The organism is Bradyrhizobium barranii subsp. barranii, assembly GCF_017565645.3.
Taxonomy (GTDB): domain Bacteria; phylum Pseudomonadota; class Alphaproteobacteria; order Rhizobiales; family Xanthobacteraceae; genus Bradyrhizobium; species Bradyrhizobium barranii.
The window spans coordinates 1,777,223-1,786,734 of sequence record NZ_CP086136.1 but is presented as its reverse complement, the minus strand read 5'-3'; the positions used below and the strand labels follow the sequence as shown (position 1 = coordinate 1,786,734).

Sequence of the window (9,512 nt, the reverse complement as noted above, 5' to 3'; positions counted from 1 at the left end):
GCGGGACGCGAAAACCCGCTCGAAATCGTGCAGGCGACTACGTACGCAACCCATAATTGCATTTCATGAACCCGGCCCTGCATCGGCGCGTCATATGATCCGGACACCTTTGTTTTTGCGGATTGATGGACCCGCGGAGCGCGCATTGGCGTTTGCAATCGACACCCCACGAGGGCGGGAGCGGCATGACGGTTGAATCGCTGAACAGGCAACGCGTGCTGCATCTGCTGGACAGTTTTGCACGCGGCGATATCGAGGCCGCGCTGTCGTGCTGCACCGACGACGTCGACTTCCTCACCCACGCGCCGATCGACGTGCTGCCGCACATGGTGCCGCGCCACGGCAAGCAGGAGCTGCGCGAGCTGTGGCAGACGGTCTGGTCGCGCTATTCCGAAATCCGCTACAAGGCGCCGCACATCCTCGCCGAGGGCGACGAGGTCGCGACCTACATGCACACCTACTTCAAGAAGCGCAGCAACGATCGCGTCGTGCAGTTCGACATGGCCGTGTTCTACAGCTTCCGGGGCGGACTGGTGGCACAGATCCGCGAGATCATCGATTCCTACGATCTGGTGCAGCAGGTGCTGGAGCGGGAGATCGGGCCGCTGATCGTGGGCGCGCGGGTGGACGGAGGATGACCCTTCGCCCTCGCCCCGTTCTGACGGGCAGAGATAAAGCAGAGACCGGGAGATTACGGGGTTCTGTTGTAAATCTCACAAAGCCGCATCAATTGTGCATTGCGAAAACGTGAATTGCGTTTTGGCCGAAATCGCCTATTTTATTTGTATACGAATGAGTTAAGCGGCCCCCGCACCTTTGCTGTGCATGGGGTTGCTTTCCTTTTTTTCTGCAAGCCAGCTTCAGGACGCCCCCAAATGACAGAGCACAGCCTCTGGCGTTTCTCGCGCGCGTTGCATCGCGCGGTGAACGACCGGGATTTCAGGGACATCGAGGCCCTGATCGACGAGGACGTCGAGTGGGCGATCTACGGCCCGATCGACATGTTTCCGTTCCTCGGCGCGCGCCAGGGCCGGGACGCCGTGCTCGACGTCATCCGCCAGCTCGCCGACAATTTCCACGTCCGCCGCTTCGACCGCGAGAGCATCATGCTCGGCGTGGATTCCGCCGCCTCGATGCTGCGCTATTCGCTGACCGCGCTGGATTCCGACAAGCCGATCAGCTTGCGGGTCGCACAGTTCGCCCAGTTCAGGGCGGGCAAGCTGATCAGCATGCGCGTGCTGGTCGACACTTTCGATCTGGTTGAACAGGCACTCGGCCGCGCCATTCATCTGCCGAAGATGACCCGCGTCGGCTGAGGGGGACGCCAACGGGCCCCGCTTGCCGGGACCGATGATTGATGCTCGCCCGACCCGCGTCCTGGCCTCCAGCCCCGCCGGATGCCGTCGTGGCGAAGCTCGTCATCGGGCGCGCCTTTCGCGCGGCCCGTTGGTTCGCCATTCCAGTGGTTTGAGCATGATCTCCGCGCAAACGCGTTCCGCGTTTGTCGCGAGGGAAAACCCGCTGCACACTTTGCGCCGGCGCGGCCCTTCGGGTCCGGATCATGCCCTTGCCGAGGCGAGCCGCCACAATTTCGCAACGATAGATCACCATGTGTTGAGTGGACCGAATGGCGCATGGTCATCACCGAAGGCCGCATTATAGTGGCGGCAAGCATGCGCTGGGCTCGCGGGCAGGACGATGGAATTCTCGACAGGTTTTGGCTGGACCAGGCTGCCGGTGCTGGCGGCCGCATTAATTTTGGGCTCGGTCCTGACGGTCTCGGCGCAGATCATCCCGCCCTTCTCGGCGGCTGCGCCTGACGACGAGGCCGAGACCGAAGCCACAGAGACCGCCGCAGCCCCCGACGTCAACGACCCCGACATATTAAAGGGCATCGACGTCGACAAGCTCGACTGGAGCCAGCTCGCGGTCGACGCCGGTACCGGCAACGACGTCATGGCCGCCAAGAAGCGCGCCCAGGCCGCCGCCAAGGACGGCCTGAACTGGTCGTCGAACGCGAATGCCAACGGCTCCTCGGCGGTGACGGTGAAGCAGTCGGTCTCCTCGTTCTGGGACGCCCGCATCGGCGCCGACATGACGGTGACGAGCGAGCCGCGGACGATGTCCGAGCTGCTGGCGCAGAAAGCCACCAATGGCGGCAGCCTGCCGCAATCCTCCGGCAGCGCCTGGGCGGCGGCGACCGCGCCGGGCGCCGGCTCGATCTGGGACAAGACCGCGGTGGAAGCCCGCGTCGATCCCGGCGCCGAGCAGAGCAAGATCGGGGCGTCGCTGATCAAGTCCGTGCCGCTGTCGAGCGACACGTCGCTGACGCTCCAGAACGGCTACAGCGTCAACCAGCAGGGCACCACCGCGGTGCCCGGCATCGGCGGGCGCGTCACGCGCAATTACGAGACCGAGCAGAGCGCCAAAGTCACCCTCACCGACACCGGCACCAGCATCACCGCCGGCCAGTCGCTGTCGACCACCGACGACAAATGGCTGCGCAAGGTCGGCGCCGAGCAAAAGCTGTTCGACAACGTCACCGTCTCCGGCTCGGTCGGCGAGACCTCGCAGGGCGCGATCAACAAGAGCCTGACGGCGGGCTTCAAGAAGAGCTGGTAGCAAGTTCCGCGCCCACCCTCTCCCATCATCCCGGGATAGGTTCGTTTTCCCAGCAGTTCAGACTCTCGTAACCATACGCCACGGCAAAGCCCCCGAATCGTCCGCCCTTGCCGTATCTCGGCCAAGTTGCGGTCAAAATCCGACGCCCTAGTCGGATGGCCGAACTCGTCGTGCGGGGGACACTCGCGCCGCGCTCAACGCGAACAGGGGAATAACGATGAACGCCATGCGTCCGGAAAAGACCGAAGCCACCGAGACCGAGACGGTCGACACCAACCTCGCCGCAGTGACGGAAGTTGAAGCCGGCATCCGCGACTTCGTCCGCAACGACATCGCCTATCTGCGCCGGCCGGCATCGGGAACCACCGACACGCCGCCGCTCGATCCGAGCGCGGAAGCCACCGTCACCAACGTCAACTCGCTGATCCAGCGCGTCGCCGGCACCTCGCTCGCCGAGATCGAGAACCTGATCTCCGAGCTCGAGAGCCTGCGCGACCTGCTCCATGCCGAAGGCCAGCGCGTCCAGCGCGAGATCTCCGGCTACGCCCAGCTCAGCCAGGCCGCGATGAAGTCGACCCGCATGATCGCCGACAACGTCGCGCAGTGGAAGCGCGCCGCCGACGGCCTGCGCAACAGCTGATCACTCACGTCAAGCATCATCAGCCGCCGCGTTCCGCAAGGGGCGCGGCGGTTTTGATTCGTGGGCGTGAAGCGGTACTCCGTCTCTTCTGTCCAGGTGTCATCACCCGCGAAAGCGGGTGATCCAGTATTCCAGAGACGACAGTGATTGAGCCGAGAAGCCGCGGCGTACTGGATGCCCCGCCTTCGCGGGGCATGACAGCGGAGGGTTTGGTGAGCGCCGCGCGGGCGACAACATTCACTTTGAACCCACCGCCCCTCCCCGCCGACCAATGCCAAGCGCCCGCAGCCTTGCGGCCGGGCCTGGGGACATTTCAGATGGAAAGCATTCGGCCCGACAACACGGACCCTATCCCGCTGCGGCCCGCGCCGAACCAGTTCGGCACGATCATGCTGCGCTTCGTCGGATTGCTGGCGGTCGCGATCGCGGTGCTGGCGTTCGTCTATAGCCGCTGACGGCGGAGGCCGGACGTCCGGCCCCGAAGAGTTAACGAGCCCTTAACGGCTCGCGTCGACCGTCGAGGCTTCCAGGGTGTAGCCGCCATCGGCATAGCCCTTCACCACCATGCCGGCGACCAGCATCACTGCCAGCGTCGCGGTCGCAAAGATAAATCCCACCAGCTTGAGTGCGCCGCGGTCTGCCATGGTCCTCGTCCCCTGTTCTCTGCCCAATTCGTTTCAATTAGACAGCGACAGGTTCATAATTGGTTAGCAACTCGATGGTTCCGCCAACTGCTTCGCGGGTCATCATGTTGAGCAGGCTTATGGCAGCCGCCCGGAATCGCGTCCATAGCGCGCGGGCAACACTCGCGCACACATTTGGACCGTTCATCTTGGAACAGGTCTAACCGCCCTTCCGCATCGGCACGAAGGCGCTGGCGGTGATGGAATAGACCTCCTCACCGCGCTGATTGGTGCCGGTGGTGCGGGCCGTCAGAATGCCCCAGCCGGGGCGCGAGGCGGAGCTGCGCTTGTCGATGACTTCGTTGACGTAGGCGACGGTGTCGCCGGCGAGCACCGGCCTGATCCAGCGCAGGTCGCGAAAGCCCGGCGACGGCCCCCACACCGCGACCTCCTCGCCGCGCGAAGCGGCCTCACGCGCCAGACGCTGGCCGTCGGCGACAAGCAGGCTCATGCAGGCCGAGCCGATATGCCAGCCTGAGGCCGCGAGGCCGCCGAACAGCGAGTTCTTGCCTTCCTCCTCGTCGAGGTGGAAGCGCTGCGGATCGAACTTTGCGGCGAAAATCTTGATGGACTCCGCGGTGAACGTGTAGGCGCCGATCTCGCGGCGGTGGCCGATCTCGATCTCCTCGAAGAAGGGCATCAGACTGCTCCCTCGCGCCGCTTGATCATGATCGGCGAGGTCATCTCGCACAGCGCCTCGCCCTTGGCGTTGCGCACCGTGCATTTGAACTTGACGATGCCGAGCTCCGGCCGGCTCTTCGAGGCGCGCGCCTCCAGCACGTCGACGTCGAGCATGAGATCGTCGCCGGGCCGCAAGGGTGACAGCCAGCGCACCTCGTCGACGCCGGGCGAGCCGAGCGAAGCGGCGCGTGTGATGAAGCCATCGGCCATCATCCGCATCATCAGCGAGCAGAGGTGCCAGCCCGAGCCGGACAGGCCGCGCAGCATGCTCTTGGCCGCGGCCTCCTCATCGAGGTGCATCGGCTGCGGATCGAACTCGGCGGCGAAAGCCAAGATCTCGTCGCGGGTGACATGGCGCGGGCCGAATGTTCCGAACCGGCCGGGCGGGAAATCTTCGAAGGTCAGGGTCATCTCGGGAAAGCTTCGAGGGAATGACAGATTGTGGCCGCACTTTGCGGCAATCTCAACCCGCCGGCCCGCATGGCTCGTGCTACATATGGGGTGTCGGCGTTGGTCTTGAGTCGGATCAACCGGCAGGCCGAGGCCCGATTTGCCCTGGGGAGAGCAATGTTTTCATTCAGCGACCTGTTTCAATGGGACCGATTCATAACCCCTACGATCATCAAGACCTTCTACTGGCTGGTGATCGCACTGATCTGCCTGTTCGGCCTTTCCGGAATCTTCTCCGGTCTCGCGACGATGGCGATCAGCCCGTTCGGCGGCTTCCTGGTGCTGCTGTCGTCGATCGCGAGCATCGTCGTCGGCATCGTGTTCTCGCGCATCGCCGCGGAGCTGATCCTGATCGTCTTCCGCATCAACGAGCATCTCGGCGCGATCCGCGACCAGGGCGGCGGGGCGCGGTGAGGCGGCTGTAGGTGCCGTAGGGTGGGTTAGCCGAAGGCGTAACCCACCTCTTCTGTTTCCGCGGATAGAAACAGTGGTGGGTTACGCTTCGCTAACCCACCCTACGCATCCGTTGAGACCTTACGTATTGAACCTGAAATGCATCACGTCGCCGTCGGCGACGACGTATTCCTTGCCTTCGAGACGCAGCTTGCCGGCATCGCGTGCGCCGGCTTCGCCGTTCAGCGCGACATAGTCCTCATACGCAATCGTCTCGGCGCGGATAAAACCCTTCTCGAAGTCGGTGTGGATCACGCCGGCCGCGCCCGGGGCCTTGGTGCCGCGATAGATGGTCCAGGCGCGCGCTTCCTTCGGGCCCACCGTGAAATAGGTGATGAGGTCGAGCAGGGTGTAGCCGGCGCGGATCAGGCGATCGAGGCCGGCTTCTTCGAGACCCAGCGTCTCCAGGAAGTCGGCGCGCTCCTCGCGCGAAATGGTGGCGATCTCGGATTCGATCTTGGCGGAGATGACGACGGCAACGGCGCCTTCCTTGGCCGCCTGCTCCTCCACCGCCTTGGAGAACGAATTGCCCGTGGCGGCCGAGCCTTCCTCGACGTTGCAGACGTAGAGCACGGGCTTCGACGACAGCAGGCCGAGCATCCCGAAGGCGCGCTCCTCTTCCGCCTTGCGCTCGACGAGGCGGGCGGGCTTGCCCTCGCGCAGCAGCACCAGCGTGCGGTTGACGAGGTCGAGCTGCTCCTTGGCGTCCTTGTCGTTGCCCTTGGCTTTCTTCGTGAGGTTGTCGACGCGCTTCTCGAGGCTGTCGAGGTCGGCGAGCATCAGCTCGGTCTCGATGGTCTCGATGTCGGCGAGCGGGGCGATCTTGCCCTCGACATGCGTGATGTCGGAATCCTCGAAGCAGCGCACGACATGCGCGATGGCGTCGACCTCGCGGATGTTGGCGAGGAACTGATTGCCGAGGCCTTCACCCTTGGAGGCGCCGCGCACGAGGCCGGCGATGTCGACGAAGGTCAGCCGGGTCGGGATGATCTGCGCCGATTTGGCGATGGCCGAGAGCTTGTCGAGCCGCGGATCGGGCACGGCGACTTCGCCGACATTCGGCTCGATGGTGCAGAACGGATAGTTCGCGGCCTGCGCCGCGGCCGTCTCGGTCAGCGCGTTGAACAAGGTCGACTTGCCGACATTGGGCAACCCGACGATCCCGCATTTAAATCCCATGGTCGTCCTCTATTCGTATTCGTCATGGCCGGGCTTGACGGAGAAAACGGCGCCCTATTCCTTGCCGTTCTCGTCCTTGGTCAAAAAGCCCTTCGCCTGCATGGCGAGATGCACCCTGTTGGCGAAGGTCGCGTCCGTGCCTTTGGCAACCAGTGCCGCGTGCTCGGCCACCGCCTCGCACAGCGTCGCCACCCAGTCGTTGTCGGCCTTGGCGAAGTCCGACAGCACGTGGCCGTGCACCAGTTCCTTGACGCCGGGATGACCGATGCCGAGCCGGACCCGGCGATAGTCGTTGCCGATATGCGCCGAGATCGAGCGCAGGCCGTTGTGGCCGGCGATGCCGCCGCCGATCTTCACCCGCACCTTGCCCGGCGGCAGTTCGAGCTCGTCGTGGAACACGGTGACGTCGCCCGGCGCGATCTTGAAGAAGCTTGCCGCTTCCTGAACGCTACGGCCGGAGTCATTCATGTAGGTCGTCGGCTTGAGCAGGATGATCCGCTCAGTGCCGATCGCACCTTCCGAGGTCTCGCCCTGAAAACGACGGCGCCATGGCGCAAAGCCATGACGCCGCGCGATCTCGTCGACGGCCATGAAGCCGACATTGTGCCGGTTACGTGCGTATTTAGCGCCGGGATTGCCGAGCCCAACAAAGAGTCGCATGACGCGGCGCGCCCCTCGCTCGGCGCGCGATCAAGGACCGCGCGCCAGCTTTGAGAGATTACTTCTTCTTGTCGCCGCCGGCGGGAGCCTTGGCAGCCGCAGCCGGAGCAGCAGCACCCGCAGCCGGAGCCGCAGCGCCAGCCGCCGGAGCAGCCGCAGCAGCGCCCGGAGCTGCAGCCGCAGCCGCGGCCTTCTGCTCTTCGGCGTAGCCGGACGGCGGCACGATGGTGACGAGGGTCGCGTCCTCGCGGGTCAGCGCCTTCACGCCGGCCGGCAGCTTGATGTCCGACAGATGGAGCGAGTGACCGATTTCGAGTGAGCCGACATCAGCCTCGATGAATTGCGGGATGCTCTCGACGCCGCATTCGAGCTCGATCGAATGCGCGACGATGTTGACGGCGCCGCCGCGCTTCACGCCGGGCGAACCTTCTGCTTTCACCACATGCAAGGGAACGCTGATGCGGATGGTGGCACCTTCGCCGAGACGCATGAAGTCGACATGGATCGGGAAATCCTTGACCGGATCAAGGTGATAGTCGCGCGGGATCACGCGGTGCTTCTTGCCCTCGAGGTCGATGTCGACCAGCGTGGTCAGGAACCGGCCGGCGAGGATGCGCTGGCGCAGTTCACGATCGTCAACCGAGATCGGGAGCGGGGGTTGCTTGTTGCCATAGATCACTCCGGGCACTTTCCCGGCGCGACGCTCTGCCCGGGCGGCCCCCTTGCCGCTCTTCGGACGTGCGGTCGCCTTCAATTCCTTGACGGTCGTCGCCATAGTCTAAGTCCTTGTTTTTGCAAAAGTTAATGGGCCGCAGCGCGGCCCATGGTGCAGTTCGCAGCAAGCCTCCAGGGGTGCGGGGGCCGCGAACTTGGCGGGCTTTTACCCGGAAGATGCGGAAATGACAAGGAGAATGGCCCGCCCGGCGGGGTTCCCACCCTCCCCTGGAGGGGAGGGTAAGCGAGAGCGGCGGCCTTACGTCGGCGTTCCGCCGAACTTGGCCTCCAGCGCCACGATGCGCGCCTTCAGGGCCTCGTTCTCCTCGCGGGCGAGGCGGGCCATGTCCTTGACCGCCTCGAACTCCTCGCGCTTGACGAGGTCCATGTCGCGCAGGAATTTCTCGGCCTGGGTGCGCATCACGGTGTCGAACTCGCGCTTGACGCCCTGGGCGGCACCGGCGGCGTCGTTCATCAGGCGGCCGATCTCGTCGAAAAACCGGTTGTTGGTCTGGGTCATGTCGGTCTCCTGGCGGCCTCAGATAAACTTTGCGCGAACGCGCGAAAAGACAATGGCAATCCGGGCGAAACGGTTCAAGGGCCGATCGGCGGTATCCTTGTCATGCCCCGGTTTCCTTGCAATCGTATTCAACGTCCCTGCATAACAAGAATCAGAAGGCGCACGAGATGATCGATCAGCAGATCGCGATTCCCACCAAGGACGGCCACACCGCAACCTTCATCACCCATCCCGAACGCGGCGGGCCGTTTCCGGTCATCCTGTTCTACATGGATGCGCCGGCGATCCGCGAAGAGCTGCGCGACATGGCGCGCCGGCTCGCCACCTCGGGCTATTACGTGATGCTGCCGAACCTCTATTACCGCTCCGGCGTGATGGAGCTCGGCGCGCTGCCGGCCGATCCGAACGCGCCTGAGCGCAAGCGCATGTTCCAGCTCATGGCCTCGCTCAACATTCCCATGATCATGGAGGACACCAGGGCCCTGCTCACCTATGCCGAGGGCCAGACGGCTGCCAATACGAAAATCGTCGGCACCGTCGGCTATTGCATGAGCGGCCGTTACGCCGTCAACGCGGCCACGCACTTTGCCGACCGCGTCAAGGCCGCCGCCTCGATCTACGGAACGCATCTGGCGACCGACGAAGACAACAGCCCGCATCTCGCCGCCGGCAAGACCAAGGCCGAGCTCTATTTCGCCTGCGCCGAGACCGACATCTACGCGCCCGCCGAGGTCATCGAGAAGGTCAAGCAGGGCATGAGCGGAGCCAAGGCCGAGGTCGAGATCTATCCCGGCACGCATCACGGCTTCGCCTTCCCCAAGCGCCCGGTCTACGACCGCGACGCCGCCGAGCGGCATTGGGAGCGTCTGCTGGCGCTCTATCGCCGCAATCTCGTTTAAGTCTAGAAGGC

At 64.3% G+C, this 9,512-nt stretch carries 14 protein-coding genes; 7 read left to right on the top strand and 7 right to left on the bottom strand.

Annotated elements, in window-relative coordinates:
* Positions 1-185: 185 nt before the first annotated feature.
* The 5 genes from J4G43_RS08755 to J4G43_RS08735 all read left to right on the top strand — a co-directional run bounded on the left by J4G43_RS08755 (position 186) and on the right by J4G43_RS08735 (position 3,717).
* Positions 186-638: a nuclear transport factor 2 family protein gene (locus J4G43_RS08755; RefSeq protein ID WP_063985545.1), complete on the top strand. Its 453-nt coding sequence runs from the start codon at positions 186-188 to the stop codon at positions 636-638.
* 237 nt (positions 639-875) lie between these two features.
* Complete coding sequence (locus J4G43_RS08750) at positions 876-1,316, top strand: nuclear transport factor 2 family protein (RefSeq protein ID WP_063985546.1); 441 nt, start codon at positions 876-878, stop codon at positions 1,314-1,316.
* A gap of 382 nt (positions 1,317-1,698) precedes the next feature.
* Positions 1,699-2,622, top strand: a complete 924-nt coding sequence (locus tag J4G43_RS08745) for a hypothetical protein (RefSeq protein ID WP_208084543.1) — start codon at positions 1,699-1,701, stop codon at positions 2,620-2,622.
* A 217-nt stretch (positions 2,623-2,839) separates the two neighbouring features.
* Positions 2,840-3,262: a hypothetical protein gene (locus J4G43_RS08740; protein WP_063985548.1), complete on the top strand. Its 423-nt coding sequence runs from the start codon at positions 2,840-2,842 to the stop codon at positions 3,260-3,262.
* Between the two features lie 317 nt (positions 3,263-3,579).
* Positions 3,580-3,717 carry a hypothetical protein gene (locus J4G43_RS08735; RefSeq protein ID WP_014492018.1) on the top strand — a complete coding sequence of 46 codons (138 nt, stop codon included), beginning with the start codon at positions 3,580-3,582 and terminating at the stop codon, positions 3,715-3,717.
* Between the two features lie 42 nt (positions 3,718-3,759).
* Here the strand turns inward: J4G43_RS08735 and J4G43_RS08730 are convergent, their stop codons facing one another.
* The 3 genes from J4G43_RS08730 to J4G43_RS08720 form a co-directional block, all read right to left on the bottom strand.
* The gene (locus J4G43_RS08730; protein ID WP_166103493.1) at positions 3,760-3,906 is read right to left on the bottom strand and encodes a hypothetical protein; all 147 of its coding nucleotides are present in this window, start codon (positions 3,904-3,906) and stop codon (positions 3,760-3,762) included.
* A 199-nt stretch (positions 3,907-4,105) separates the two neighbouring features.
* Entirely contained in the window at positions 4,106-4,585 is a 480-nt protein-coding gene (locus J4G43_RS08725; protein ID WP_208084542.1) for a MaoC family dehydratase, read from the bottom strand.
* Positions 4,585-5,037: a MaoC family dehydratase gene (locus tag J4G43_RS08720; RefSeq protein WP_208084541.1), complete on the bottom strand. Its 453-nt coding sequence runs from the start codon at positions 5,035-5,037 to the stop codon at positions 4,585-4,587. The genes J4G43_RS08725 and J4G43_RS08720 overlap by 1 nt, the downstream gene beginning before the upstream one ends.
* Before the next feature lie 156 nt (positions 5,038-5,193).
* Here J4G43_RS08720 and J4G43_RS08715 point away from each other — a divergent pair, with 156 nt between their 5' ends.
* Entirely contained in the window at positions 5,194-5,490 is a 297-nt protein-coding gene (locus J4G43_RS08715; RefSeq protein ID WP_063985551.1) for a DUF4282 domain-containing protein, read from the top strand.
* 120 nt (positions 5,491-5,610) lie between these two features.
* Here J4G43_RS08715 and ychF read toward each other — a convergent pair whose 3' ends face one another.
* The 4 genes from ychF to J4G43_RS08695 all read right to left on the bottom strand — a co-directional run bounded on the left by ychF (position 5,611) and on the right by J4G43_RS08695 (position 8,602).
* Complete coding sequence (gene ychF / locus J4G43_RS08710) at positions 5,611-6,708, bottom strand: redox-regulated ATPase YchF (RefSeq protein WP_028151572.1); 1,098 nt, start codon at positions 6,706-6,708, stop codon at positions 5,611-5,613.
* A 54-nt stretch (positions 6,709-6,762) separates the two neighbouring features.
* Positions 6,763-7,368 carry an aminoacyl-tRNA hydrolase gene (gene pth / locus J4G43_RS08705; RefSeq protein ID WP_208084540.1) on the bottom strand — a complete coding sequence of 202 codons (606 nt, stop codon included), beginning with the start codon at positions 7,366-7,368 and terminating at the stop codon, positions 6,763-6,765.
* A gap of 58 nt (positions 7,369-7,426) precedes the next feature.
* The gene (locus J4G43_RS08700; RefSeq protein WP_071909565.1) at positions 7,427-8,143 is read right to left on the bottom strand and encodes a 50S ribosomal protein L25/general stress protein Ctc; all 717 of its coding nucleotides are present in this window, start codon (positions 8,141-8,143) and stop codon (positions 7,427-7,429) included.
* A gap of 198 nt (positions 8,144-8,341) precedes the next feature.
* Positions 8,342-8,602, bottom strand: a complete 261-nt coding sequence (locus tag J4G43_RS08695; RefSeq protein WP_071909564.1) for an accessory factor UbiK family protein — start codon at positions 8,600-8,602, stop codon at positions 8,342-8,344.
* A 167-nt stretch (positions 8,603-8,769) separates the two neighbouring features.
* Between J4G43_RS08695 and J4G43_RS08690 the strand changes: the two genes are divergently transcribed.
* The gene (locus J4G43_RS08690) at positions 8,770-9,501 is read left to right on the top strand and encodes a dienelactone hydrolase family protein (protein ID WP_208084539.1); all 732 of its coding nucleotides are present in this window, start codon (positions 8,770-8,772) and stop codon (positions 9,499-9,501) included.
* Positions 9,502-9,512: the final 11 nt, after the last annotated feature.